The sequence below is a fragment of the Xanthomonas sontii genome (assembly GCF_040529055.1).
Classification (GTDB): Bacteria; Pseudomonadota; Gammaproteobacteria; order Xanthomonadales; family Xanthomonadaceae; genus Xanthomonas_A; species Xanthomonas_A sontii.
In genome coordinates, this window is the sequence record NZ_CP132342.1 from 4,192,737 (window position 1) to 4,218,510 (window position 25,774).

22 protein-coding genes are annotated in these 25,774 nt (G+C 63.3%); 17 read left to right on the forward strand and 5 right to left on the reverse strand.

Features of this window, described 5'->3' with window-relative positions:
• Positions 1-170: 170 nt before the first annotated feature.
• From RAB70_RS17625 to RAB70_RS17655, 7 genes are all read left to right on the forward strand, one after another.
• Entirely contained in the window at positions 171-674 is a 504-nt protein-coding gene (locus RAB70_RS17625) for a RadC family protein (RefSeq protein ID WP_148829087.1), read from the forward strand.
• 185 nt (positions 675-859) lie between these two features.
• Complete coding sequence (locus RAB70_RS17630; protein ID WP_225851649.1) at positions 860-1,252, forward strand: TIGR03757 family integrating conjugative element protein; 393 nt, start codon at positions 860-862, stop codon at positions 1,250-1,252.
• Positions 1,252-2,181 carry a TIGR03756 family integrating conjugative element protein gene (locus RAB70_RS17635; RefSeq protein WP_148829085.1) on the forward strand — a complete coding sequence of 310 codons (930 nt, stop codon included), beginning with the start codon at positions 1,252-1,254 and terminating at the stop codon, positions 2,179-2,181. Before RAB70_RS17630 ends, RAB70_RS17635 begins: the two co-directional genes overlap by 1 nt.
• Positions 2,182-2,201: 20 nt before the next feature.
• Positions 2,202-3,593 (forward strand): integrating conjugative element protein, encoded by a 1,392-nt coding sequence (locus RAB70_RS17640; protein WP_148829140.1) that lies wholly within the window; start codon positions 2,202-2,204, stop codon positions 3,591-3,593.
• Positions 3,590-4,552, forward strand: a complete 963-nt coding sequence (locus RAB70_RS17645; RefSeq protein ID WP_148829084.1) for a phosphoadenosine phosphosulfate reductase family protein — start codon at positions 3,590-3,592, stop codon at positions 4,550-4,552. The genes RAB70_RS17640 and RAB70_RS17645 overlap by 4 nt, the downstream gene beginning before the upstream one ends.
• Before the next feature lie 65 nt (positions 4,553-4,617).
• Positions 4,618-4,890 (forward strand): hypothetical protein, encoded by a 273-nt coding sequence (locus RAB70_RS17650; RefSeq protein ID WP_225851648.1) that lies wholly within the window; start codon positions 4,618-4,620, stop codon positions 4,888-4,890.
• Between the two features lie 285 nt (positions 4,891-5,175).
• Complete coding sequence (locus tag RAB70_RS17655; RefSeq protein WP_148829082.1) at positions 5,176-5,424, forward strand: hypothetical protein; 249 nt, start codon at positions 5,176-5,178, stop codon at positions 5,422-5,424.
• Between the two features lie 333 nt (positions 5,425-5,757).
• Here RAB70_RS17655 and RAB70_RS17660 read toward each other — a convergent pair whose 3' ends face one another.
• The gene (locus RAB70_RS17660; protein ID WP_148829081.1) at positions 5,758-6,393 is read right to left on the reverse strand and encodes a DUF4124 domain-containing protein; all 636 of its coding nucleotides are present in this window, start codon (positions 6,391-6,393) and stop codon (positions 5,758-5,760) included.
• A gap of 190 nt (positions 6,394-6,583) precedes the next feature.
• Positions 6,584-7,198: a hypothetical protein gene (locus tag RAB70_RS17665; RefSeq protein WP_225851647.1), complete on the reverse strand. Its 615-nt coding sequence runs from the start codon at positions 7,196-7,198 to the stop codon at positions 6,584-6,586.
• Between the two features lie 588 nt (positions 7,199-7,786).
• Between RAB70_RS17665 and RAB70_RS17670 the strand changes: the two genes are divergently transcribed.
• The 9 genes from RAB70_RS17670 (at position 7,787) to RAB70_RS17710 (ending at position 19,781) form a co-directional block, all read left to right on the forward strand.
• Positions 7,787-10,963, forward strand: coding sequence for a type VI secretion system Vgr family protein (locus RAB70_RS17670; RefSeq protein ID WP_148829080.1), 3,177 nt, complete (start codon positions 7,787-7,789; stop codon positions 10,961-10,963).
• The gene (locus RAB70_RS17675) at positions 10,960-12,594 is read left to right on the forward strand and encodes a hypothetical protein (RefSeq protein WP_148829079.1); all 1,635 of its coding nucleotides are present in this window, start codon (positions 10,960-10,962) and stop codon (positions 12,592-12,594) included. Before RAB70_RS17670 ends, RAB70_RS17675 begins: the two co-directional genes overlap by 4 nt.
• A 27-nt stretch (positions 12,595-12,621) precedes the next feature.
• Complete coding sequence (locus RAB70_RS17680) at positions 12,622-13,671, forward strand: PoNe immunity protein domain-containing protein (protein WP_148829078.1); 1,050 nt, start codon at positions 12,622-12,624, stop codon at positions 13,669-13,671.
• A 473-nt stretch (positions 13,672-14,144) separates the two neighbouring features.
• A complete protein-coding gene (locus tag RAB70_RS17685; RefSeq protein WP_148829077.1) occupies positions 14,145-15,371 on the forward strand; it encodes an ABC-three component system protein in 1,227 nt (408 codons plus the stop codon).
• Positions 15,368-15,847 carry a three component ABC system middle component gene (locus RAB70_RS17690; RefSeq protein ID WP_148829076.1) on the forward strand — a complete coding sequence of 160 codons (480 nt, stop codon included), beginning with the start codon at positions 15,368-15,370 and terminating at the stop codon, positions 15,845-15,847. The genes RAB70_RS17685 and RAB70_RS17690 overlap by 4 nt, the downstream gene beginning before the upstream one ends.
• Positions 15,844-17,871 carry a DUF3732 domain-containing protein gene (locus RAB70_RS17695; RefSeq protein WP_148829075.1) on the forward strand — a complete coding sequence of 676 codons (2,028 nt, stop codon included), beginning with the start codon at positions 15,844-15,846 and terminating at the stop codon, positions 17,869-17,871. The genes RAB70_RS17690 and RAB70_RS17695 overlap by 4 nt, the downstream gene beginning before the upstream one ends.
• Positions 17,872-18,506: 635 nt before the next feature.
• Positions 18,507-19,169 (forward strand): dienelactone hydrolase family protein, encoded by a 663-nt coding sequence (locus tag RAB70_RS17700; protein ID WP_148829074.1) that lies wholly within the window; start codon positions 18,507-18,509, stop codon positions 19,167-19,169.
• A gap of 8 nt (positions 19,170-19,177) precedes the next feature.
• Entirely contained in the window at positions 19,178-19,585 is a 408-nt protein-coding gene (locus RAB70_RS17705) for an HIT domain-containing protein (RefSeq protein ID WP_148829073.1), read from the forward strand.
• A 28-nt stretch (positions 19,586-19,613) separates the two neighbouring features.
• Positions 19,614-19,781, forward strand: a complete 168-nt coding sequence (locus tag RAB70_RS17710; RefSeq protein ID WP_003467495.1) for a LiaI-LiaF-like domain-containing protein — start codon at positions 19,614-19,616, stop codon at positions 19,779-19,781.
• 138 nt (positions 19,782-19,919) lie between these two features.
• Here RAB70_RS17710 and RAB70_RS17715 read toward each other — a convergent pair whose 3' ends face one another.
• The 3 genes from RAB70_RS17715 to apbC form a co-directional block, all read right to left on the reverse strand.
• A complete protein-coding gene (locus RAB70_RS17715; RefSeq protein WP_017909118.1) occupies positions 19,920-20,447 on the reverse strand; it encodes an RDD family protein in 528 nt (175 codons plus the stop codon).
• A gap of 40 nt (positions 20,448-20,487) precedes the next feature.
• Entirely contained in the window at positions 20,488-21,060 is a 573-nt protein-coding gene (gene dcd / locus RAB70_RS17720; RefSeq protein WP_010340509.1) for a dCTP deaminase, read from the reverse strand.
• A 130-nt stretch (positions 21,061-21,190) separates the two neighbouring features.
• Positions 21,191-22,042 carry an iron-sulfur cluster carrier protein ApbC gene (gene apbC, locus RAB70_RS17725; RefSeq protein WP_148829072.1) on the reverse strand — a complete coding sequence of 284 codons (852 nt, stop codon included), beginning with the start codon at positions 22,040-22,042 and terminating at the stop codon, positions 21,191-21,193.
• 767 nt (positions 22,043-22,809) lie between these two features.
• On the opposite strand from apbC, the gene RAB70_RS17730 reads away from it, so the two are divergent.
• Positions 22,810-25,569: a TonB-dependent siderophore receptor gene (locus RAB70_RS17730; protein ID WP_148829138.1), complete on the forward strand. Its 2,760-nt coding sequence runs from the start codon at positions 22,810-22,812 to the stop codon at positions 25,567-25,569.
• The last annotated feature ends 205 nt before the right edge of the window (positions 25,570-25,774 follow it).

Sequence of the window (25,774 nt, forward strand, 5' to 3'; positions counted from 1 at the left end):
GATCTTCAAGGCTGCGGCGCGCATGCGCCGATCGCACCAGTCCGCCCCGCATCCGAACCGCGGACGAACAGCGCGCAATCGCTGACTGATGCCCATCATCGTCAACCCACGGGGCCTTCACTCCCCAGTGGGCGTGCGGCTCCTCTTCGTATGAAAGCCGGAGGCTCCAAATGCCGCAACTTGCCACGTCCGAGGTGCTGCAACCCAGCACCACACCCTGCCCTACTCTCACCGCCCAGGAAACCCGCTTGGTCCACCGCGCGCTCCATGTGCTGGAGCGACGCATGTTCCAACGGGAGGCGCTAATTCCAAGTCCCAGAGCGCTTTACGACTACCTGCGGCTGAAGCTTGCCGGTGAGCGCCACGAGGTCTTCGGCGTTGTCTTCCTTGACAGCCAACATCGAGCCATCACCTTCGACGCCCTGTTCCAAGGAACGATCAACCAGGCCGCGGTCTACCCTCGCGTCATCGTCAAGCGAGCGATGGATCTGAACGCCTGCGCAGTCATCCTCGTGCATAACCACCCGTCGGGCGTTTCCCAGAGCAGCGATGCTGATCGGGCTCTCACAGAGCGCATCTGCGCTTCGCTGGGCTTGATCGATGTCCGCGTACTAGACCACGTGATCGTCGGCTCGGGCACGCCCTTCTCCTTTGCCGAAGCCGGCCTGCTGTGATCCCAAGACGCCCCAGCCATGGGGCGTCCTCTTTTCGCCGAACAACACGGCAGCGGGGGTTGCCCATTTTCCCTGGCCGCGCTTGGGCACCTGCGTTCGACTTGGAACCCCGTGAACACATCCAGGGTCCCCACGTGCACGTCCACCGTCTCTCCACGCGCCCGAGCCTCGTCCTAATCGCGAGGGTGACAGCCGGCTTCACCGTCACCGCTTCCGCCGCGGCCTTCGCCGATGACGTAAGAGTCTTCACCGACAAGGCCCACCCGGTCACAGCCGTGCCCGGTGCGACCATCATCGAACTGGATGCACCTGCCCGCCTGGTTTCGGACCTGAGCGCGGGCTTGCCGCGGGATCCGCAGCGTGCGGAAGCCATGATGCGCCAGCGTCTGGCGAGTCCAGGCTTCGCCGAAAGGCAGAAGAAGCTGGATTTGGCCTACCAGGGGGTGGCAGACGCGTATTCGCTCGGTGTCGCCAAGCTGCCCGCCGTCGTGGTCGACGGGCGTTACGTCATGTATGGCGACGCCGACACACGCCGCGCCCTGGGCCGCATCGCGGCGTACCGGAGGACCGGGCAGTGATGCGCTCGAAGAAGCTCCGCGCCGCGACCTTCGGCGTCCTGTTCGCCGCCACGGTGCCCTCGTATGCACTGGATACCGCGACCATCGTGGCGTCGGCCTTTTCGCCCGACTGCTTCGCGTATCGGGTCTCCGGCATCTGCTACTGGCTGTACTGCACCTGGAGCGGCTGCACGGTGCGTACCTCGGTGAAGGTGCGGCACTACGTTCCCGATGCGGTCGTCTCCAGCTACAGCAACACGGGGGCGAACCCCTGGGTCGAAGTCCGCGCGATGAGCGTACCCAATCCCACGGCACAGGCCGGGGGCGACGGAACCACCAACCAGAGCCACGAGAACAACCTCGCCAAGTTCAAGAACGCGGACGTGATCGGACACCCTGCCGGCGAAGCGTTCTCCGCGTTCGCCAGTGGCTCCGGCTACACCTGCGAGGGTGCAGGCACCCCCTTCATGCCGTATCTGCTGAGCACCTACGACACGCTGGCGTGGCGCTACAACCTGCCGGAGTTGGCGTACCCCGAGTCGCTGACACCCGGTATGCGCGAGATCGGATCGCGCCTGTCGGCGGACCTTTGGGGCAACGTCTATCCACGAGGCGGATTCCTGCACCAGACAGACGACTACTTCAGCGGCGCCGTGGTCGCGCAGCGGGCAGGCGATGTGGTGACACGCACGGGCCAGCCGCACGTGTACCAGCCTCTCCTTGCAAGCCCGAGCGCCGGCTATTGGCCCGCCGGCCCGCTGGTCGAAAGCAATGCTGATTCGGGCAAGTGGCAGGAGCTGACGCCCACCCTCTCCAGCCAATGCGCGGTCTTCCCCAACCGCGCCTCTCACCTGCAAGCCCAGCAGGGCGACTACGCCTGGGCGCTCTGGCGCCCGTACAGCTGCTGCCAGCGGCGCGGCCAGGTTTTCCTCGGCAGCACCGACTTTTGATGGAGACACCTGTGGACGACATGACATCCCCCCGCAATTCTCCACGGACAGGCCTGCGCAGCCTGATCGCCATCGCCGCACTCGCCGCCCTCTGCAGCAACTCCGGTGCGCAGACGCGGATCGACGAGGACGGCATCCGCACCAGCGGCAACGTGATCGGCAGCGACGTGCTCTACAGCATCGGCGGCGGCCGCGCGGTTTCGATGAGCCCTGCCGGGAACATGCAGAGCATCGGCGTCGGCATGGGCTGGAACAGCAACCTGATCTGCGGCGACATGAGCATCACCACCACGCTGCAGAACCAGTTGAACGGCATCAGCAACGGCTTTCAGTCGATCATGAGCAACGTGATCCAGTCCGCGACGAGTGCGGTCGCCTCGCTGCCTGCGCTCATCATCCAGCGCGCCGATCCCGGGCTCTACAACCTGCTGACGAACGGCATCCTGCAAGCCCGGCTGGACTTCGACCGCTCCAAGATGACATGCCGCGCGATCGCGAGCCGCATGGCCGACATGGCGGGCGGGCAGACCGGCTGGGACCAGTTGGCCGAAGGCATGGCCCTCAAGCAGACGGTCTCCAGCACGGACGCGGTATCGGCCATCGAGCGCGCGGAGGCAAATAAGGGCAACAACGGCGTGCCCTGGGTCGGCGGAGGCAGCGCGGGCGGCTCGGGCCAGTCCTCGATCAAGATCGTCGGGGACGTCACGCGTGCGGGCTACAACCTGCTGAACGGGCGCGGGGCCACCGACACGTCTTCCATCTCGGCGAACGAGTGCAACGGACGCCTGTCGTGCCAGACGTGGAGTTCGCCGCAGGCGGCGGCCACGTGGGCAACGAGGGTGCTGGGCGAGCGGGAGCAACGAACCTGCGAGACCTGTACCAAGACCTCGACCACACCCGGCGTAGGCCTGACGCCGCTAATCCAGGAAGAGTACGAGGCCAAGCTCAAGGCATTGCAGGAACTCGTGTCCGGGGCCAAGCCGACCACCGCGGCAAACCTGGACGCCGCAGGCAGTGCCTCGCTGCCGCTCACGCGGGGCGTCATCGAAGCGCTGCGCGACGAGCCCGACCAGGATCTGCTGGGCAAGCGCCTAGCGTCGGAGGTCGCGCTCGCCTCGGTGATGGAGAAGGCCCTTCTGCTGCAGCGCACGCTACTGACGGGCCGCAAGGAGCCCAACGTCGCGGCCAACGAACTCGCGACGAAGGCCGTGGACCAGGAGAGCGGCGCACTGGAACAGGAGATCCAGAACCTGAAGACCGAGCTCGAACTGCGCCGTGAACTCGCTGGCAACTCGCCGATGACGCTGATCCAGCGCTACAGCACCCGCGCCGCCGGCTCGCGCGGCATTTACCAGGGCGATCCAACCCGGGACCGAGTCCACGAGATTCAGAAGCCGCGGAGCACGCAATGAGCGCCAGCAATGGCGTCAGGCGCGTGCAGCACCTGGTCAACGTCTCTGGCGGCAAGGACTCCACCGCGACCTACTTGCTCGCCCTGGAGTCTGGACGGGACTTTCGTGCGGTCTTCGCCGACACCGGCAACGAGCACGAGCTCACCTACGAATTCGTGCAGCGGCTGCCAGAGCGCACGGGTGGCCCCGTGATCGAGTGGGTGAAGGCAGACTTCCGCGCGAGGATGGCGAAGCACAAGGCCTATGTGCTGGAGCGGTGGCCACAGATGGGCATCCCCGATGCGCTCGTGCGCGAGGCTGCGGAACTGCACGAGCCCACAGGCAACCCCTTCCTCGACCTCTGCATCACCAAAGGGCGCTTTCCGTCGAGAATGGCCCAGTTCTGCACCTCCGAGCTGAAGGAACTGCCGATCACCGAACAGGTGGTCCTCCCGATGCTCCGGCGCGGGCCCGTCATTCAGTGGCTCGGCATCCGAGCGGAGGAAAGCCGACATCGCGCCCTGCAGCCACGCCTCAACCGCCACGAATCCGGCTGCTACCTCTGGCGGCCGATCTTCGACTGGACGGTGCAGCAGGTCTGGAAAATGCACGCCGACCACGGGCTCACGCCCAACCCTCTCTACGCCATGGGCATGGGCCGCGTCGGCTGCATGCCCTGCATCCACACTCGGAAAGCCGAACTCAGGTCGATTGCTGAACGCTTCCCGGAACACGTCGATCGCATTGAGCGCTGGGAACGCGTCGTCGCAGCTGCGAACAAACGCCATGCCGCCACCTTCTTCCCGGTACGCAAGGACCCTACCGATGCCGACCGCCCCGGACAGTACTCGGGCATCCGGCGCGTGGTGCAGTGGTGTCGCACCGCGCGCGGCGGCCGCCAGTACGCGCTGTTCTTCGATGACCAGCCCGGCGGTGGCTGTTCCTCCGACCTGGCGCTGTGCGAAAGGAACAGCCTGTGACCAGGCCTGCAGAGCGCCGAGGCGCGAAGTCGGTCGTGAGATCCCTGGGTCGCGCATCGATCTGGGTGGGCCTTCTGATCGGCATGGCGGTCGCGCTAAACGTGCTCGGGATTCGGGCCGTCGGTGGCGCCGACGCTTGGGAGCGATGGATCAAGGCGCACGCGGGCTACTTCATGGCTTGGCGGATCCTTCTGTACGCACTGGCCATCTTGCTGTGGCGGCGCCTTCGCGTTCGACTGCGCCAAGCTTGCACCAGCGTCGAAGAACTTGCGCGCATTCGCCGCGTTGAGATCGCAGGAGTGCTGGCTGTTCTTCTCCTCGAAGTGAGCAACCTCTGACCAGCCAGGAATACGGGGCTAGGCGCCACCGTGTTTCTAGTAGCTTCGCAGCTACGAATGCGTTCGACTTACGGAATACACGCACTAGGAGCTTCACGTGCCGGTTCGTCGTCGCCCTCTCCCCCCTATCGCACGCCACTTCCAGGAAGCACTTCCCGGTCACTCAGTGCTTTCGGGCGCCACTACGCTTATCGATGCACGCGATGTCCGAGGTGAGAACACCAATCCCCCACTTGCCGCACGTCGCGCGACCGCGGACCCTGCGCGGCATGGAGAGATCCGGCGATGATCGGCAACCAGCGCACCGGCCGACTTCCCGGCGTCGTGATGCACGCGACCTCGCATGAGGGCTTGGTGGTGGACGTGGATGGAAAACGCGCCCGCCTGGCCATCATTGATGCCGATGGAAAGGTCATTGCGGCGGGCGCTGAGGTGGCTAGTGAAGCCGAAGCCGTGGCGCTCAACAACTACCGCAACATGCTCCAGGGCAAGGGCTTTCTCCGCACTTACGGCAAACCCATTAACAAAGCATGAAAGAACCGTGGTCGCGTTCGCAGTTTGCTCAGGAACGAGCGAGCGAAGTGGAGGCAAGTAGTCAAGAACTCGGGTGCGCGATCGATTGATCCGCAGACATGTGGCCCTTGTATAGAAGGGAAGATGCGCGTCGTCTCCAAACCTTTATTCATCTTGAGTGCCAGCCCAGGAGGAATTTCGCACAGCGGGTTCGGAAGATGCATTGCTGATCGAATGCGCCTCAGCAGGCGATTCGATGCATAGACTAACGAGAACCCGTCTCCCACGGGTGCCGGCGATCTCTGTTTACGACGATCAGAGGCGAGCGACCTACGCGATGTGGACTGGCTTGGATTACTGACAAATCCATGTGCCCCCAGAGCGATTACATGAACGCCCAGTCGGGCCAACAATGGTGTCAGGCCCGGATTTTTTATAGATTGCCCCCGTCTCGTCGTAGCAGAAGCCGGCATCGCAACGGGTAATCGGGGAGACGGGAGCAGCAATCACCTTTGGCGGCTCCTGCATCAGAGGCGTCGTGGTGCCACAGCTTGCATTGACTTGCACGATTGCGGCATTGGTACGGATACGCCGCTCATCCAGTGACAGAGTACGAATGCTCGACACGAAGTCGAGTTCCTTCTGGGCAGCCCGACAGGCGGGTGTATCGGCCGCAGCTGCTTGCGCCCTGCCTTGCGTGCTCACTGCCGTGGTTGAACGCTGACGGTCCTGAAATGCCTGTGCCTCGCGCTCTGCAGCTCGGTCTTGGTACTTTCGTTGGTTGGCTTGTGCCGCTTGATCGCGCTCTCCGGCGATTTCATCTTGGCTTCGCTGGCGCTCCAACAACTCTCCAGGTTGGTTCGCCGGACAGGGCAGATCAGAGTAAGTCGTTTTTCCGGATTTTTCAGCGCAGCGGTAAACCTGGGCTTGGACTGAAAATACAGAGAGTGCAATGCCGGCAGTAAAAATTAGCGGTTTGAGGAGCTTCATAGATGGATCTAACACGTCATGGGCCATGCAAGTGCAACGTCTCAACAAGCGCCGAGGTTGTCCGCAGAGCGCGCGCTATCTCTATGCTTGAAGACAGTAACAATTTCTCGGGTGACGCGCCCTAGCCTCTTTGCTGCAGTCCGTAGGAGGGAGCCAGACGGAGGCTCCCTCACAAACCTTGCGAAATCAACTACGGCATGTATCTGATCGTCAGCAAAGAATTCGGGGATATGCACCCCGGGCGCTGCCCCACGATGACCCAGCCGGACGGGATCGGTGCAACATTGCATACCTCCAGGATGCCGTACTCCGGGCGAGCCTCTTGGATCTGCCAGTACTGATAGCCGGGCAATCCGCAGCCTTGCCCGACCTGCTTCACGATCCATCCTGTGGGTACGCTGGAAGCCGGGACGTTGCACATCGAGCGCGGCGTGGAGTTGGGAGCCACGTAATCGGCCTGATATCTCGCCACGCCGGAGGTACAACTGCCCTGAATGGCAGTAACCACCCAGTTGGTAGGTACTGCGGTCATGGCGCACATGTACATGGACGGCCGAAGAACAGGATCTACTTTGCGTATTTCATAGAGCCCAAAGCCCGTGCCACACCCCGGCCGAATCGATGTGACAACCCAACCATTGGGGATTGGCACATTCGCGCAGATTTCCATCCAGTCGGGACCCGATTGCGACCTTTCAATCGCATCGGGACCTTGGTACCCATTGCCGTGCTGGTCAGTCGCAGAAGCGATGCAGGGGGCAATGGCCAACAATGCTGACATCACGACCGTAACCACGCTTTTCATGAAGCTCTCCTTTGTTGTCGAAGGGATCTGGCTAGCCCAACGTGCCCCTCGTTGAGGGACAAGCGGCACGCGCTTACAGCGAGAGCGCGCATTAGGTCCAGACGAACGCAGGTAGCGCATCCCCCTTCGCGTCCGGAGACAGCGGTCGAATATTAGGATTGCATCTCAATTAGAGTTCAAAGCCCTCCAAAAGCGAAAGTTACGATCCCGCTTGAATTTGTTGGAGAAACGCAAAGCGCTTCTATCATTTCGCACCGGACAGCCGAGTGTCTCAGCCGCGACTATGCGCACTCCCCTACGTGGCGGTCGCCGTGGCTGACTGCTGACGGTCGGGTAATACCTCTGCCTCGCGCTCTGCAATACATCCTGATAGGTGCGTTGGCGAGCCTGTGCAGCCTGATCGCGCTCTGGCGATTTCATCCGGGCTTCGCTTGCGCTTCAGCTCTCTCCAGGCCGGTCTGCCGGGGCGCGACAGATCGCCATGTAACGAAAGCTCACACCTTCGAGTGCCGCATTTCAATAGCAAGATGTCCGACGCAAACCTCCCTTGCATAATCGGCATGAGCTCTGCGCCGTTTGAACGAACGCATGCTCCTCATTCAAAGCGTGTCCATCTACACACCCACCAGCATCGCAGGTCCCCAACATCGAACTGATTGCTGTCACAACCTGAGTTCCATGCCAAGCAGCCCGAGCCAGCTCCCCTGGGGGCCCAGCAGCCTCACCGCCGCCCTGCCCAGCCAGCACGCCCGGCTGCTCCAGATCCACGGGCAAGGCGACCAGCTCTCCGCCTCAGCCCAACTGCTCGTCGAGCGCATGAGCGGCCAGGAGGCCCTCAACGCCCTCTTCGCCTTCGACATCGACACACTGTGCACCGATGCGGGCTTCGACCCCAGCACCCTCATCGGCCAGGAACTCACCCTGCGCCTCTTGTGCGCCGATGGCTGCTACCGCGCCTGGCACGGCATGCTCGCGGGCTGCGATGCGCTGGGCGGCGATGGCGGCCTGGCCCGCCACCGGCTCTATCTGCGCCCCTGGCTGGCTGCCCTGGCGCTGCGCCGCGACAGCCATGTCTGGGGCGCGCAGACCCTGCCGGACATCCTGGCCGATCTCTTCGCCGACTATGCCCAGGCCCACTACGCCATCGAGGCCCGCCGCGACTGGAAGCCCTACCCCACGCGGGTGCAGTACCACGAGAGCGACCTGGACTTCGTGCTGCGCCTGCTGGCTGAAGAAGGCCTGAGCTTTCGGTTCGAGCATCAGCAGGAGGAAGGTCAAGCGGCCGGCGAAGGGCCCGGTGAAGGGCCCGGCGCCATGTCCGGCCAGGGCGGCAATGGTCCCGACGGCAGACCCACCCCCTCGCGCCACAAGCTGGTCGTCTTCGATTCCGGCAGCGCACTGCCCGCCTACCCGCCAGGCGCCATCCGGTTTCACCGCATCGATGCGACGGAGAGCGGCGACAGCATCGAGCGCCTGCAGGCCGTACGGCGCAGCGTGCCCCACATCGCCTCCGTCTCGTCCTGGGACCATGCCCGGCTGCATGCGCCGGCAGCCCAGGCCCGCTCCGCGCTGCAGCTGGGGCAGCTGCCGCCCCTGGAGCAGCACCTGCCCTTCAGCGCCCAGCGCCATGCCGACGGCGATGCGGCCCAGCGGCATGCCGAGCATTGGCTGCACCACTGGGAGGCCCAGGCCAAGCGCTGGAAGGGCGCAGGCAGCGTGCGCGATCTGGCGCCGGGCCAGCACTTCCGCCTCAGCGGCCATGACCGCTATGGGCAGGAGGCCCGTAGCAGGCAGCACGGCGATGGCTATGGCGATCACGGGGAGGATGACGGCGGCAACGGCGATCTTCAGCTGCGCGCCTGCGCTCTCTGGCACCAGGCGGCCAACAACCTCGGGGCCCAGATCGCGCAGCTGCTGCAGCGCCCAGAGATCGAGGCGGGCAGCTACCGCAACCGCTTCGAGGCCCTCGATGCCCGGGCCGCCATCGTGCCCCGCCCCCGCGCCAAGCCCAGCGCGCCCGAGGCCTTGCTGGCCCTGGTCGTGGGCAGCGACGACGAGGCCGGTGGCGACAACCGCCATGCCGTGCATACCCAGCGCGACCACCGTGTGCAGGTGCGCATGTACTGGCAGCAGCACGGGCAGGCCTCAGGTACGGGCGGAGCCGATGCGGCACAGGGAGGGGATGGCGCCCATGCCGCTCCCGCAGCAACCCCCTCGCGCCGCGCCAGCCGCACGCCCAGCGTCTGGCTGCGCGTGGCCACGCCGCTGGCCGGCCCCAACTGGGGCGCCAGCGTCCTGCCCCGCGTGGGCACCGAGGTGCTGCTGAGCTTCATCGATGGCGATATCGACCGCCCCGTGGTCAGCCACCAGCTGCATTCCGCCCAGGATCTGCCACCCTGGAGCGCCGGCGAGAATGCGCCAGCCAACCACCCCGGCGTCATCGCCGGCTGGCATGCCAGCAGTCTCGACGGCAGCGGCTTCAACCAGTGGCTCACCGACGATGCGCCGGGCCAGTTGCGCACCCGCCTCGCCTCTTCCCAGGCCGCCAGCCAGCTGAACCTGGGCCATCTGATCGAGCAGGCCCCCACCAGCAGCACGCGCGGCGCCTGGCGCGGCAGCGGCGCCGAGCTGCGCAGCGATGCCTGGAGCGTGGTGCGGGCGGGCGAGGGGCTGCTCATCTCATCGAGCGCCCAGCCGAAGGCCCAGGGGGCGATCCACGATGCGACCGCGGCGGCCGGCCAGTTCCAGGCGGCCCATGACACGGCCCAGCGCATCAGCGATGCGGTGGCCGCTTCCGAAGGCCTGCCTCTGGCGGCCACGCAGGATCTGCAGGGCTTTATCGACGATATCGATCCGGGCAAGAAGGGCCAGTTGCCCGCAACGCTCAATGGGCAGGAGGCACGCATCGCGGCACCGGGAAGCCGCCAGGGTAGTGGCCAGGGCGGCCAGCCCGTGCCCGCCTTCGCCCGCGCGGCGATGGTGTTCGATGCGGCCAACAGCCTCAACGCCGCCACGCCGGCCAGCGCCGTGCTCTATGGTGGCCAGGCCCTGCACTGGACCAGCCAGCAGGACTGGCATGCGGCGGCCGGGCGCATCGTGGCCCTGGCGGCAGGCGCCAGCGCCGGGCTCTACGCCCAGCAAGGGGGCCTGAAGGCCATCGCCCAGGCCGGGCCGATCTCCCTGCAGGCCCATCAGGGGCCGCTGGCCTGGACGGCCCAAGAAGGCATCACCGTCACCAGCAGCGGCGAGGATGTGCAGGTGCTGGCCCAGGGGCGCATCGAGCTGCAGGCCGGGCAGACCTCCATCGTGCTGGAGGGCACGGACATCACGCTGACCATGCCGGGGTTGCTGGATATCAAGGGGGCGGGCAAGACGTTCGTGGGGCCGGGCAGCAGTCCTGCGGAATTGCCGGCTTTGCCTGTGGGCACGCTAGGTGATGCACCACGAGAACTTGAGCTGCACTACACCTACGACGACCTCAGTCCCGTATCCGAGGCGACCTACAAGGTCACATTCAGCAGTGGCGAGGTGCTTGAAGGCACCCTGGACGCCGATGGCTACAAGCTGCTCAAGGGGGTGCCCGCCACCAGCTACGTGGTCGAGTACGGAGAAGATGCCCGCGCCTGGAAGGCTCCACCTCTGGCCAAGGAGGAGGCTGAATTCCAAAAACCTGCCGTGCAGCAGCAAGGCGCTGAATGGATTGAAAACGCATTGAAGACCGAGCCGCCCCTGGATGGAGGCTCAGGGGCAGGAGGTAACCCATGAGCGGTAAGCGCGGGCAGATAGAGAGTTTTTTCCGGACGCTGCTGCTGGGCGATTTCGAGGAAGACCAGAATTTCGCCGCCCAGATCGTGGGCGGCTTGATCTCGATGATTCCTGTGCTCGACCAGGTCATGGATGCACGAGACATCACGGGTACGCTGTTTCGCATCAACCAGCGCGGGGGCTTCAACAAAGCCGGGACCGATGAACTCGTCAATCTGGGATTCGCGGCATTCGGGGCCATCCCGGAAGTGGGCAGCGCCTTCAAGACGGTGTTCAAGCCCCTGTGGCGGGAACGCCGCGCCGCCAAGGGCGCCGTCCACAGCGGCTTGCAGGCCGTGGAAGGCTTGCTGGGTCTGGGCAAAGGAGGAGCCATCCGATGGGTGCGCCAGGAGTTGCTGGGCAAATGGGGCCCCAGGACCCAGGCGGCTATCTTACAAGTCGATGCGGCGATGGGGGCGTGCATCGAACTGATGGAATTCATGGCTACCGCCAGCGGCTGGAAAGATTGGCTCATTCCCGACTCCGTGCAGCAACTGGCACGTGACCTGCTGCCGGGCATGAGACAGCTGCGCACGCAGATCAAGGCGCCGCTGGAGCGGGCCAGCAAGGAGATCCGGGAATTCCTCGAAGACCTGCTGGGCGAGCAGGCAGCCGCCGTGGTCATGGCCGTGGGCCAACGCGCGGCCATGGCCTCGGCCACACCCGGCACGCGGACGCGCACGGGGCACAACGCGGCGGACATCCAGCCCCGAGGCCATATCCCCGCCCGCCAGCCGGCCAAGAAAGTCGGAGGCCGTGCCGAATCCGATGCCCGCAAAGGCGGCGGCCCCCTTCACGCTGCCGTGCAGGTCACGCGCAAGGCCTACCAGAACATCGCCAAGCGGCAAAAGGGACTGATCGGCGAGCACATGGCCGACTACCACGAACTCAAGCGGCTGGGCGGCCACTGGCCGCACGACAACGCCAAAGGCCATTGGTCACCCGAGCACGTCAAAAAGCTCAATGTGGACCAGCGTCCCGTCAACCTCAGCGAGGCCGACCTGCCCAAAGTCACAGAAACAGGCATCGATGCGGTCTGGCAGCATGGCCAGAGCTACACCGTGACGGAGGCCAAGATGCGGGAAAGCGCGGGGAGAGTTTATGGTTTTGGGAGATCTTTTGCTCGCAGTGGAAAGGGATTGCAGGTTTCGGGATTGAACCCCAGCCAGGAACTGCTGCATTACCTGCTCAGTGACAGCGACGACGAGCGAGGTGCGGAATACCGAATGGTGCAGATGTCCAGCAAATGGGTAGCTAATCGGGCCACCGGAGAAAAGATGGATCAGGCCGCCAAGAATGCCCTACAAAGTTATGCGGCAGATCGGCGAGTAGTATTTGTCACACTCGAATCCGACGGCGCCCTCGATCACATTCAAGCTCTGGCCGATCTTTACCTGCCAGAGAAGGCAGCATCAGAAAAACATCCACATCCCACCCACGGAATTACAAAAGAGTGGGGAGCCACAGACATTGATGCAGTGGTAAAGGCACGCGACCGCGCCCGCCGGGAACGCGCCCGAACAAATAAAAATACCGACCAAAAACCGGGAAATAAAACGACCAGATTACCCCCGCCACGAAAAAACAAATAGCACAATTTAACCAATTGAGCCAACGATATGAATGCAGAAGAGTTTCGCAAAAAACGCAGACAAAAATTCCTAGACATCCAGTATTACCACCTTAATCTGGAAGATCTATCTGAGGGACTTGAGCTCCAAGTTCAAGCGATAGATCGCTTAAGAGCTCAGAACAATTTCGAACCTCTTGGCCAGGGAGGAATTTTCGATAGAAACCTTGAGCTCTTCAAACTTCATTACACGGCAGGTCGCCCTATTGAGGAACTCAGGCCGCTCTATGCGACCATCATCCAGGCCTTCGGCACATGGCATGAGGCATATGACGAATACATCAGAATCTTAGCCATCGAATCCGGCGATGATCTCCTAGATGGAGGAACGCCATTGGAATTCGAGGATCTTTATCAATTTCAGATTGCACTGGAAGTGGTAAGTCTGGGCGTCTTGCTAGGTGATGGCGATGCCCTAAGAAAGGTTGCGAAATGGACCCAAAGCTATCGTCACACCGATTTGCTCTATGAATTTCTGATTGACCCCGCGCTGCCTGACTCCAGTGAAACCGGGGAATACTTCCACACCAAGCCATACGATCCACTGATCGACGCGCTTTATCTGGACGAAGAGCCCATTGAGGCAAGCAAGAAGATCAAAGAGTACCTGGACGGCTGGTACAAGAGCTTCGAGGGTGCCCCTTGGCATGATGGCCATCTGAAGGGCGTCGAGGGGCAGTACATGCCCTATTACGGTTACTGGTCCTTCGAGGCCGCCGCCGTCTGCGTCATCAACGGCATCGACGACAGCAGTTTCCGTGACCACATCCTCTACCCCAAGGATTTGGCGGATTGGGCGCGAGCCAATGACTCGATTGCACGCCTCAAGCCCGGCGCCTCGGCCTTCGGACTCCAAGGCAGCGCGGGTCGTGTGCCCGGCGGCCAGCCCTGCCCCCAGGCCGGCTGGTGGCATACCCCGGCCCGAATGGGCAGCCGCCGCTATTTCAAGGCAGGCGAGGTCATGCCCATCATCGAAAGCAGTTCCTACGGCGAAACTTTCTGGCTCTGGGACACTAATCAAGAAGCGCCCAAACTTTGAGTGACCCTGCCGGTGGAGGACTCTGAAACAAGAGCCACTCTTAATGGAACTGAACCTCCATGACGAATGGCTAATGCCAGTCGCCGGGGTGCCCTACCGGGTGGTATCCGACGATGGCAGCACGCAGGAAGGCACGCTATGCCCGTCTGGAAAGCATTGATGAGGATGAGCAGAAAGCGCTCCAGGCAAAACTAGGAGCGGAGCAGCCATGACCACTCCTACGGCAGCAGGCGTCTTGACATCGAGCGAGCAGTCCCATCTCGGGGTTGGTGGGAGTACTTCTAGGGCGAAGCCATCGGGTGTATCCCCCTAGCAGAAGCCGAGGCAAACTGCTACTGGCAACTCGCCATTCAGAACATCGAGGCCGTGGTCTGACTTAAACCAAACAGCCTCTTGGAATCCTGGGGCGATTCATTAAGGTATGCTCAAATAGCATGCCCCACGTTGAGAGGGCGTCGTGTCAGGGGGAAGACATGAGTTCTGGGACTAAAATCACAGGAAATGATCACTCCGCTATCGATGCGGCTTTGGGGTTTTACTATCAATCGCTATATGGACTGCTAGCCGCTGTCAAAGCTGTTGAAGACGACGCCACTGTGTGTTTGGAGCGTTTAGACGATGTGGAGATTGTCCTAAACGGAAAATCGCTACTGGTTCAGCTCAAGCACTCCCTGAGCAAAAAGCCGAAGGGAGTGAGCCTTGCCTCCGTGGCCCTCTGGAAGACACTCAGAGCATGGATCGACGTGCTACCAAAGCTAAGCCTTGACGATACGCGCTTCCAACTCGTCACTGTGGCGCCTTTGCCGCCCGGGAGCGTCCTAGCGCCTCTGCTTGATGAAAAGAGCTCACGCAGCGATCTCTTGAAATGTCTGGAAGCAGAGGCCAAACGAGTGATAGATGAGCACGCTGCAGCTGAGGCAAGTGGCAAGAACCCCTTGCCGCACGTCGAGAGACTACCAGGCTGTTCTGCCTTTCTCGCTCTCCCGGAGACGACCCGCAACAAGCTCCTATCGAGGGCGACAATCCAACCTGCTGCGCACGACATCAATAAGATTCAACTCGACATCACTAGCGCGCTTACGAACTTCCCTCCGGACCAGCGTGAAGCAATTTCGCAGCGCCTCGTGGAGTGGTGGGACCTGCAGATCGTTTACTCGTTCTGCGGCAAGAGGGAGCGATTCATCACCAGACTTGAGGTCCTACAGCGATTGCTCGAGATTGCCGGCGAACTGGCACGCGAAGAACTGCTCGCCGACTTTCAGTTCCAGTTCCCACCCGATGACCACAATCCGCCGTCAATGATCGCCACGCAGCTAGAACTCGTGGGCTGCACTATGTCAGAGATTCAGTCAGCGCAACACGAAGAATGGAAGGCAAGGTCCCAGCGCCACAAATGGATGACTGAGCGAATGGACATGGCCGTACGTATCGATCGATACGACAAATATCTGGTGCAGGAATGGAGATACCGACACAAGCCGATGGCCGAGCAGCATCATTTGGCCGCGGAAAACGAGAAGCGCGCTGCTGGGTTGGGGATCTTTAAGTGGTCATTCTTCCAAGCCCACAGGGAAGTCGATCCTTTCGCTCAAAACTGGAACTCCTCCTACTACGTGCGCGGCAGCTATCAAGTGTTAGCGGTTGAGCAAAGCGTTGGATGGCACCCTGACTACGTGACTTTATTGAAGGGCTGTGCATGATCGCTGCTCGCGATGTCTTCGCCGAGACAAATCCAGCATTCTGCGGCGCGGTGCTAACACAGTTTTGCTTATCCTACCAAGCGGCACGGCCTGACGTTCGCCCGGCAGTCGCATTGGTCTACCTAGTCGTGCCCCTAGCAATTTCGGAAGACTTGGCGCCAACCTTTGATGGCTGTAACCATGAGACAGGGCTCACCCTATGGATGAGCCGAAACCCTACGATTTCAGTCGACTTGGCAAAGAAGGTCAACTCGACGCTAGAAATCACGACCATCGCCATTCGCTTTGGCTGCATCGCCGGCATCTTCAAACTCACAGCGGACGGCAGCGTTGAGAGTACTCGGAAAACGTTACCTGCAGCAGTGACAACCGGCCTGACTGGTGCTTCATTTAAGCGGGCGCGCCTGCTGGGGACTTGGATGGCCGGCATGGGCTCGCCCAGGTCCGTCTTGGAAGTATTAGGAGTTTCCGTATGAAACGATGGAACATCGCCAGCGTCTTCTTTATCGGTGAGGAAGGCGCTTTCCGAATCATCGAATTGGATGCTGACCGTGTGAACATCATCACTGGCGCATCTGGAACGGGCAAGTCGGCGATCATCAAAGCATTGGACTATTGCCTGGGATCGTCAAAGTGCCAGCTTCCCGTCTATGTGAGGCGCCGCTGCGTCGCTGTGGGAGTAAAGTGGATAAGAGGTGCCGACGAGATGATCTCGTGCCGCCAAGTCCCGCTTGTCGGCAAGGCACCAAATTCCTACATGTATGTGACTACGGGAAGAAACCTAAAGGTTCCTCACTCTGTGGAGGAGTTTGAAGGCAGAGGACTGGTTGCAGTCAGCAAGACCAGATTGGGAGAGGCCTTCGGCATTGAGACGATGCCTGCAGAAGACTCTGAGCAGCCCGAAAGAAATTCACTTGACAGACCGTCAATTCGCCAGTTCACGCCATACATGTTCGTCACGAAGGAGGTGATCGATAGCGAGACGGTGCTGCTTCACGGGCTTGACGACAACCGCAAAGCCCCCCCCATCATCTCGACGATGCCCTACTTCTTGGGCGTGGTGACTGGGTCAACGGCGGCAGCCGAGCGTCGCCTTCGACAGGCACGCAGAGCTCTGGAGATCGACACTGCTCGTGAAGAAGCCCGTGTCGCAAAGGACAGCTTGCTAAAGCAGAGATCTCGGATACTGCTGGGTGAAGCGCAGCAACTTGGACTCATTGAGCGCACGCCCGAAGAAGCTGACGAAGCCATCCTTATCACCATGTTACGTAGGGCAGCTTCGCCAGCAGCTCGACCGCTGCAGTACCCAGGGGCTGACCAGCTTGACTCATTGCAGGAGCGCCGCCAAGCCACACTGAAGGAGTTGAACCAGACAAAACGCAAGCTTCGAGCGCTGGCCATCACTGAACAGGAATCGTTGGACTACGAAGCTGCAGTAGGAACCCAGTACCAGAAGCTCCGGATTGCCGAGCATCTCCATCTGATGGACGTGCCCAGGAAGTGTCCGGTCTGCGACTCCGAAACGGACGCTGGCGCCGAGATCGCCGTCGCCATGAGGCAATCACTCGAGACAATTCGTGCTGAGACGAGCGCAGTCGGGCGTCTCAGGCCACAGATCGGCGAGGCGTCGGATCAGTTGAGGAAGCGAATTGAAGAGCTCAGCGGACTGCTAAGGGAACTCGATGCTGGAGTCGCGTCCGCGCTGAGCCAGATTGCTGAGGCCAAGCAATTTGCCGACCTTGCTCAGTTCCAATCCTTCTTCCGCGGCAAAGCGACATACTTCCTTGAAACCGTTGACGACCAGCTTCTGAAACCATCCAAGGACCTAACTAAGCAGCGAGATGAAATTGCCGAACTAGAAGCGAAGGTTGACGCTGACAGCCGACGAATCCGCATGCGTCGGGCCGAAGCGGCCGTCTCACGGTACGCCTCCGAGGTTTTCTCAAAGTTGCCAAAGGTTGAGCCCTGTGTTGATGCAGAGCTTATCTTCTCGGCTCGCGAGCCTTCCATCTCTGTCATTGAGGCCGTACCTGAACGTGCGGTGCTCTCGATGGCGGATCTAGGTTCGGATCAAAATTGGCTGGCAGTTCACGTCGCGCTGGCGTTTGGACTGCAAAGACACTTCGAGACCGAGCGAAGGCCCGTACCAGGCGTCATCGTCCTTGACCAGCTCAGCCGGCCCTACTTCCCCAATCAGGATCGGGATGCCGATAAAGTTGACGACGACGGGGATGAGGATGTCGCCGAGGTCGACGCTGACTTAGATGAATCGCGCCCGGATGAGATCTCGATTTCTGACGACGAGGACTATTTGGCCATGCGACAACACATCGACTTCCTATTCAAAGAGGTTGAGGCACGCAGCGGCTTGCAAGTACTCCTTCTGGAGCATGCCTACTTTCCGTCAGATCCTCGCTACGTGTCAGCGACGAAGGAGCGCTGGACCAAAGCGTCGGGTGAGGGCCTTATCCCTCGTGACTGGAAACGCCGGTCTGCGTAGCTATCGAGCGCCCACCTTCGCGGCTTGCAGGCTGACATTCGCGCACTCGTGAGGGCGCAGGCATCAAGCTTCCGCAACTGTTGAAGGGAGCGATTGATCTCTAGGTTGAGCCCTAAGGCTACTGTTTCAGCATGCCTGTGGGCGCCACCACTCCGAAGATACGACCCGCCTCAACGCCCTGGAAGCCCGATTCGGCTATGGGGAAATGTTCGAGAACGACGCAACCTTTAGCAGGGAAGCGACCCGCCAGGCCCACTACTCTGCGATAGGGTTTCTAGGCGAAAACCAACACCAGCGGCACCATTTCTTATCGCGTTTGAGCAATCACAAACAGCCGTCAAGCCCGTCGGCAATCAGCTCGTCAGAGCGCTACGAATGCTCAGCGACACGCTTACAGCACCGTCCGCCAACAGGTATAAATAGACTTGCTTTTGGGCAGCCGAGGCTGACGAAGCCGACTTTGGGGGTCGCGAGAGACATTGGGGCCGGGGTCCGGGGGCCTGGGAGAAAAACAGCGCGCGAAGTATACCGGGCCGGGGCCGCCGACGTGGCCCGGCCCGGTGTACGCCCGCTCACCCCGGCTTAGCCTGGGCCATGGATAATCCGCCGCTCCCCCACTCCACAGGATTCCCCGCATGGGCCACTGGACCACGCTCGACACCGCTCACGGCCAGGTTTCCGCCTGGCACGCCCTGTCCGAGGGCACGCCGCGCGGCGGCCTGGTCGTCATCCAGGAAATCTTCGGGGTGACCGACTACATCCGCGAGGTCGCCGACCGCTACGCCGCCCACGGCTATGAGGTGCTGGCGCCGGCACTGTTCGATCCGGTCGAGAAGGACGCGCAGCTGGCCTACGACCAGGACGGCGTGCGCAAGGGCCTGGAGCTGGTCGGTGCGCTGGGCTTCGACCGCGCCCTGGACATCGTGCAGGCGGCCGCGCAGGCGCTGGCGCCGGCCGGCAAGGTCGGCACCCTGGGCTACTGCTGGGGCGGCAGCGTCGCGCTGCTGTCGGCGCTGCGCCTGGGCCTGCCCTCGGTGAGTTACTACGGCGGCCGCAACACCCAGTTCCTGGACGAAACGCCGAAGGCGCCGGTGCTGTTCCACTTCGGCGCGCAGGACGGCAGCATCCCGGCCGAGTCGATCCAGCAGCACCGCGAAAAGCTGCCGCAGATGCAGACCTTCGTGTACCCGGCCGGGCACGGCTTCGACCGCCACGTGGACCCGAACCACTACGACGCCGACAGCGCCGAGCTCGCCCGGGAACGCAGCCTGGCGTTCCTCGCCGAGCACCTGGGCTGAGCCGCGGCGTGGCCGACTTCGTCCTCGACCCGCGGCTGCAGGCCGACAGCGCGTTCGTCGCCGACGGGCCGCTGTCGCAGGTGCGGCTGATGGACGACGCACGCTTCCCGTGGCTGTTGCTGGTGCCACGGGTGGGCGAGGCCAGCGAGTGGATCGACCTGGACGGCGGCCAGCAGCGCCTGCTGCTGGCCGAGATCAACCAGCTCTCGCAACTCCTGCGGCACGAACCGGGCGTGCACAAGCTCAACATCGGCGCGCTGGGCAACGTGGTGCGGCAACTGCACGTGCACGTGCTGGGGCGGCACCCGGGCGATGCCGCGTGGCCCGGCCCGGTGTGGGGCAATGGCGCCGCACAGCGGCTGCCGGCCGAGGAGTTGCAGGCGCGTGTTGCGGCGTGGCGCCAGCGGCTACGATAGGCGCCCTTTTTACGGAAGCCGCGCCTCCATGAAATCCAATGTGATCGCCGCCATCGTGCTGATCGTGATCGGCCTGGTGTTCCTGGCCAACAACCTGGGCTGGACCAACTTGAGCCTGGGCCGGCTGATCGCCACCTGGTGGCCGGCGATCCTGGTCGCGGTCGGCGTCGGCATGCTGTTCGGCCGCGGCAAGTAGGTGGGGCCGGGATTGAGGATTTGGGAGTGGGGATTCGTTAGAGCGATCCCCCACTCTTAGTTGCTGCGTCTCCGTGACGCTAGCCTCTTTCGGAAGCGGCCCCTGCAAACGCAGGGGCGCAGTGTCGCGGCCGCTGGCTCAGCGGCGGACGTTGACCACGCGGGTGCCGGCGATCAGGTCGTGCAGGCAGCGCTTGTCCTGGCGGAAGATGAACAGCGCGTCCACCAGGGCGTAGATGCCGCCCACGATCGGCACCAGCGAGATCGCCTGGGTCGACAGATAGCGCAGCGCGATCAGGCGCCAGAACGGCGGCTGCCCACCGTCCAGGTCGGCGATGCGGATCCACAGCAGCTTCTTGCCCCAGGTCTGGCCGCTCTTGGCCAGCGGGTAGCCCTGCACCAGCAGGAAGATCACCATGCCCAGCACGCCGTAGCCGAGGGTGGTCAGGAACGGCACCTGCACGCCGCTGCGCGCGGCGTCCATGACCTTGCCGAAATAGCCGGTCAGCGCCGCCACCGGCAGGAACGTCGCCAGCGAGATCACGCCGTCGATCAGCGCCGCGCCGAGGCGCTCGCCGCGTCCGGCCAGGGTCTCACCGTCGGCGATGCCCGGCAGCGCGGGCGGCAACGCCGCGTCGGGGGCCTGGTAGGGATTGGGGTCGTTCATTGCGCGCTCCTTGTGCTGTCGGAAAGAAGGGAGTGGGAGATCAGGTCTTGGGCAGGGTCACGCCGGTCTGGCCCTGGTACTTGCCGCCGCGGTCCTTGTAGCTGGTCTCGCAGACGTCGTCGGCATCGGACTGGAAGAACAGCATCTGCGCCACGCCTTCATTGGCGTAGATGCGCGCCGGCAACGGCGTGGTGTTGCTGAACTCCAGGGTCACGTGTCCCTCCCACTCCGGCTCCAGCGGGGTGACGTTGACGATGATGCCGCAGCGCGCATAGGTGCTCTTGCCCAGGCACACCACCAGGGTGTCGCGCGGGATGCGGAAGAATTCCACCGTGCGCGCCAGCGCGAAGCTGTTGGGCGGGATGATGCACTCGTCGGCCTCGATGTCGACGAAGCTCTTGGGGTCGAAGTGCTTGGGGTCGACGATGGTCGAGTTGATGTTGGTGAACACCTTGAACTCGCGCGAGCAGCGCACGTCGTAGCCGTAGCTGGAGGTGCCGTAGCTGACGATGCGCTGGCCGTCGACCTGCTTGACCTGGCCCGGCTCGTAGGGCGCGATCATGCCGTGCTGTTCGGACATGCGGCGGATCCAGCGGTCGCTCTTGATGCTCATGGGGGTTCCTGATGCCGGTGGCGGCGGCCGCAGCCTGCGCGCCGGGAACGCGGCCGACCGATGGGGCCGGCCGCAATGACCGGCGATTCTAGCCGGTCGCGGGGCGTTCGCGGCAGGCGCCGCGCGCCGCTCAGCCCAACGCCGCGGAGATCGGGATGGCCGCGCGCGGGCGCTTGCGCAGTTCCTCGGTCAGGCGCTGCGCGGTGGCTAGGTAGGCCTGCGCCGCGGCCGAGTCCGGTGCCGCGGCCACCACCGGGGTGCCGGCGTCGCCCTGCTCGCGGATCGCGATCGCCAGCGGCAGCGACCCCAGCAGCGGCACGCCGTACTGCTGCGCCATGCGCTGGCCGCCGCCCTCGCCGAACAGGTGCTCGACATGGCCGCACTGGCTGCAGGTGTGCACCGCCATGTTCTCGACGATGCCCAGCACCGGCACCTCGACCTTCTCGAACATCTTCAGCGCCTTCTTCGCGTCCAGCGTGGCGATGTCCTGCGGGGTGGTGACGATCACCGCACCGGCCACCGGGATCTTCTGCGCCAGGGTCAGCTGGATGTCGCCGGTGCCGGGCGGCAGGTCGATCAGCAGGTAGTCCAGGTCGTCCCACAGGGTGTCGGCGAACAGTTGGGTCAGCGCCGAGGTCGCCATCGGGCCGCGCCAGATCATCGGCGTGTCCTGGTCCACCAGCAGCCCGATCGACATCGCCTCGATGCCGAAGGCGCGCATCGGCTCGATGCTCTTGTCGTCCGGGCTGTCCGGGCGTCCGCTCAGGCCGAGCATGGCCGGCACACTGGGGCCGTAGACGTCGGCATCCAGCACGCCGACACGCGCGCCCTGGCGCTGCAGGGCCAGGGCCAGGTTCACGGCAGTGGTGGACTTGCCCACCCCGCCCTTGCCGGAGCCCACGGCGATGACGTTGCGGATGCGCGGGTGCGGGGCGAGCTTGGGCTGGACGGCGTGGGCGGGGAGACGCGGGCGATCGGTCATCGGAAAACTCAACAAGAAAGCGTCGGCGACGCAGGCCAGGCATGCGCGCGACGGAAAGGAAACCATGGACCGCACACGGCGCCGCGGGCAGCGGCAGCGGCGCGGGCCGCACAGACACATGACTATACAAGTGCACCGACGCACGGTCCCGCGCCGCGGGCGGCGCGAGCGCTGGCGGATTTTGCGCAAATGCCGCGTGGCACGGCCTGCGACCGACCTTTCAGCTCCGTCATCGCGCGCCTCGGCACCGGCCCGCGCAGACGCCGGGATCGCGGCGCGCCATGCCGATGCGGCGATCACCCGCACTTGCACGCCCCACGATGGCGAGTCGCGCTCACCGAAATGGTGCGTCGTTAGCCGGGCCGCGCTGCCGGCGGTATCGGGATCGCCCAGTCGTCGCAGGCCTTCAGGGGCACGGCCCGCCACGCCCCACATCCGTTCAGCAACCTATACAACGAATGCCCCGCAATGGTGCAAAGCAACGCGAAACTTGTCTACACCGGTGCCGCGGCCCGGCGTTCGCCGACATTTCCCGCCTGATCGGCGCAGTTTTTGTTGGTAGACGAAAAAAGTGACACCCATGTACAAACCGCGTTAAGTCCGTGTTACGTTTGGGTTGATCGCAGGATGCGATCCCACTTTCAAGGCACACGTCGCGGCACGAGGCCCCTCGCCTTATCGATTGATTTTCGGGGAAGAGAAAGATGACTGTCCGTCATACTCGTAGTTTCAAGCACAGCCACCTGAGTGCCGCGCTGGCCTCCGCCATGCTTGTCCCGGCCGCGTTCGCCGCCTTCGCGCAGGACGCCACGACCGACGACAAGACCGATAAAGCGACGAATCTCGACAAGATCACCGTCACCGGCTCGCTGATCCCGCAGACCGAGATCGAGACCGCCACCCCGGTCACCACGATCAACGCCGAAGAAATCAAGGCGCGCGGCTTCAGCACCGTCGCCGACGTGCTGCAGAAGAGCTCGTTCGCCACCGGCGGCGTGCAGGGCGGGCAGAGCTCGGGTACCTTCACCCAGGGCGCGAAGACGGTGAGCCTGTTCGGCCTGCCGCCGGGCTACGTGAAGTACCTGATCGACGGCCGTCCGATGTCGAACTACCCGGCGCTGTACAACGGCAGCGACACGTTCAACAACATCAGCGGCATTCCGATCGACCTGGTCGACCGCATCGAAATCCTGCCGGGCGGCCAGTCGTCGCTGTACGGCTCCGATGCGATCGCCGGCGTGATCAACGTCATCCTGAAGAAGAAGATGGACGGCGCGGTGTTCAGCATCCGCGGCGGCGGCTACTCCGAGGGCGGCGGCAGCAACTTCCGCACCACCTTCGCCGACGGCTGGACCTCGGCCGATGGCCGCACCAGCATCCTGGGCGGCTTGCAGTACGAAGAAAAGGATCCGATCTGGGCCTACCAGCGCAGCCAGACCAAGCAGTTCAACACGCAGGGCTACAACGCCCAGCTGCCGAGCCGCGACTTCCTGGTCTACAGCCCGTTCACCAGCTACAAGTTCCTCGACCCGAACAACTGCAACAACGTGTCCGGCCTGTTCGGCGGCACCATCGCCAAGCAGCAGCGCCGCGGCTTCGGCGACGAGTACTACTGCGGCTCCAAGTACACCCCGGGCTACCGCACCCTGGACAGCGGCACCAAGTCGCTGCAGGCCTACCTGCACGGTACCCATGACCTGAACGACAACGTGCAGCTGTACGGCGACGTGCTCTACAGCCACGACGAGGTCAAGTACAACGCCGGCTCCAACTACATCTGGTGGGGTACCGCCGCCGACTTCGGCTACTACTACGATCCGCAGGTGGGCGACCTGCTGAACCTGCAGCGCTCGTTCGCCCCGGAAGAAATGGGCATCAACGGCATCAAGGACACGATGAGCCGCAACAAGAGCGACTCGGTGCGCGTGACCTTCGGCGCCCAGGGCCAGCTCGGCCAGTCGAGCTGGGACTACGATGCCGGCGTCACCTACACCCAGTACAAGCTGGAAGAGCGCCAGCTGGTCCGCTACAAAAACGCGATCGACCAGTTCTTCGTGAACCGCGTGCTGGGCCCGCAGCTCGGCCTGGACCCGAACTACGGCGCTTACCCGGTGTATTCGCCGAACTACGCGGCGTTCTACTCGCCGATCAGCCAGGCGGACTTCGCCAGCTTCACCGGCCAGGCCACCAACAAGAGCAAGACCTCCGACGGCATGATTCGCGTGCAGGCCACCAACGGCAAGCTGTTCAGCCTGCCTGGCGGCGACGCGGGCCTGGCCGTGGTCGGCGAGTACGGCAAGCAGAAGTGGGACTACGATCCGGATCCGGTGATCCTCAACGGCGAAGTCTGGGGTCTGACCTCGGTGGCCGGCGGCGGCCAGCGCGACCGCTACGCGCTGACCTCGGAACTGCGCATGCCGGTGTTCGACCCGCTGACCATCACCCTGGCCGGCCGCTACGACGCGTTCAAGGCCAGCGGCCGCACCATCGACAAGCCGACCTACAGCATCTCGCTGGAGTACCGTCCTTTCGAAACCCTGCTGCTGCGCGGTAAGTACGGCACCGCGTTCCGCGCGCCGACCCTGTCCGACCTGTACCAGGGCCAGAGCGGCTACTACAGCAGCGTTGTCGATTACTACCAGTGCGCGCAGCGCGGCTATCTGCCGGGCAATACCGACAACTGCCCGCAGGCCTACTCGAGCCGTCAGTTCCGCGGCACGCAGTCCGGCAGCCTGGACCTGAAGCCGATCAACGCCGACGTGTGGAGCGCGGGCTTCGTGTGGTCGCCGGTGGACCGCATGGCGCTGACCGTCGACTACCTCAACTGGGACATCAGCGATGAGGTCACCCAGCAGAGCGCCGACGGCCTGAGTCTGCAGGACTACCGCTGCCGCGCCGGCATCGACGACGCCAACTCTGCACTGTGCAAGCAGACAGCGTCGCAGGTGACACGCAATGCGGCCGGCCAGATCACCAACATCTACACGCCGAAGATCAACGTCTCCAACCAGAAGCTGGAAGCGGTCACCGCCTCGTTCCGCTATGGCTACGACTTCGGTCGCTGGGGCGACCTGAGCACCATCGCCAGCTACAGCGAGAACCTGCGCCACAAGTACGTGCGCTACACGGGCGATACGCCGGTGGATCTACTGAACGATCCGTACTGGAGCACCGACCCGAAGCGCAAGGCCGACGCGTCGCTGACCTGGGACATCGGCAAGTTCTCGACCACCTGGTACGCGAGCTGGTTCGACAAGACCCCGAACTACGCGGCGACCGTCGCACCGGCCGGCTATGCCTCACCGCGCGCCGGCAAGCTGCCGTCGCACATCACCCACAACGCCAGCGTCACCTACAAGGCGTTCGAGGGCATGGAGCTGTCGCTGATGATGACCAACGTGTTCAACAAGATGCCGCCGCTGGACAAGTCCTACCCGGGCAGCGCGCAGTGGGCGTACAACGAATACAACTTCGATGTGTACGGCCGTGCGTACTACCTGGAAATGCGTTACTCGTTCGGCAAGTAAGCCGACACGCAGGTCCTCACAGAGCCCACCCGCAAGGGTGGGCTTTTTTTTGGCCTCGCATTCGCGGCCTGCCCGGTCATTCCATCCATTGCAGGCGTCTGCCCGCGCTGCGCGTCGGCGAGATTGGTCAAGCACACATGATTTGCGCACGACAGCGTTCCGCCGCCGTGGCCGTTGGCGCCGTCAGCCCATGCTGTAATCGCGC

Bases quoted from the DNA above. Each gene is read 5' to 3' on its own strand.
- RAB70_RS17625 (WP_148829087.1), top strand. From the start codon at position 171: ATGCCGCAACTTGCCACGTCCGAGGTGCTGCAACCCAGCACCACACCC.
- RAB70_RS17635 (WP_148829085.1), top strand. From the start codon at position 1,252: ATGCGCTCGAAGAAGCTCCGCGCCGCGACCTTCGGCGTCCTGTTCGCC.
- RAB70_RS17640 (WP_148829140.1), top strand. From the start codon at position 2,202: ATGACATCCCCCCGCAATTCTCCACGGACAGGCCTGCGCAGCCTGATC.
- RAB70_RS17645 (WP_148829084.1), top strand. From the start codon at position 3,590: ATGAGCGCCAGCAATGGCGTCAGGCGCGTGCAGCACCTGGTCAACGTC.
- RAB70_RS17655 (WP_148829082.1), top strand. From the start codon at position 5,176: ATGATCGGCAACCAGCGCACCGGCCGACTTCCCGGCGTCGTGATGCAC.
- RAB70_RS17660 (WP_148829081.1), bottom strand. From the start codon at position 6,393: ATGAAGCTCCTCAAACCGCTAATTTTTACTGCCGGCATTGCACTCTCT.
- RAB70_RS17665 (WP_225851647.1), bottom strand. From the start codon at position 7,198: ATGAAAAGCGTGGTTACGGTCGTGATGTCAGCATTGTTGGCCATTGCC.
- RAB70_RS17670 (WP_148829080.1), top strand. From the start codon at position 7,787: ATGCTCCTCATTCAAAGCGTGTCCATCTACACACCCACCAGCATCGCA.
- RAB70_RS17675 (WP_148829079.1), top strand. From the start codon at position 10,960: ATGAGCGGTAAGCGCGGGCAGATAGAGAGTTTTTTCCGGACGCTGCTG.
- RAB70_RS17680 (WP_148829078.1), top strand. From the start codon at position 12,622: ATGAATGCAGAAGAGTTTCGCAAAAAACGCAGACAAAAATTCCTAGAC.
- RAB70_RS17685 (WP_148829077.1), top strand. From the start codon at position 14,145: ATGAGTTCTGGGACTAAAATCACAGGAAATGATCACTCCGCTATCGAT.
- RAB70_RS17690 (WP_148829076.1), top strand. From the start codon at position 15,368: ATGATCGCTGCTCGCGATGTCTTCGCCGAGACAAATCCAGCATTCTGC.
- RAB70_RS17695 (WP_148829075.1), top strand. From the start codon at position 15,844: ATGAAACGATGGAACATCGCCAGCGTCTTCTTTATCGGTGAGGAAGGC.
- RAB70_RS17700 (WP_148829074.1), top strand. From the start codon at position 18,507: ATGGGCCACTGGACCACGCTCGACACCGCTCACGGCCAGGTTTCCGCC.
- RAB70_RS17710 (WP_003467495.1), top strand. From the start codon at position 19,614: ATGAAATCCAATGTGATCGCCGCCATCGTGCTGATCGTGATCGGCCTG.
- RAB70_RS17715 (WP_017909118.1), bottom strand. From the start codon at position 20,447: ATGAACGACCCCAATCCCTACCAGGCCCCCGACGCGGCGTTGCCGCCC.
- dcd (WP_010340509.1), bottom strand. From the start codon at position 21,060: ATGAGCATCAAGAGCGACCGCTGGATCCGCCGCATGTCCGAACAGCAC.
- apbC (WP_148829072.1), bottom strand. From the start codon at position 22,042: ATGACCGATCGCCCGCGTCTCCCCGCCCACGCCGTCCAGCCCAAGCTC.
- RAB70_RS17730 (WP_148829138.1), top strand. From the start codon at position 22,810: ATGCTTGTCCCGGCCGCGTTCGCCGCCTTCGCGCAGGACGCCACGACC.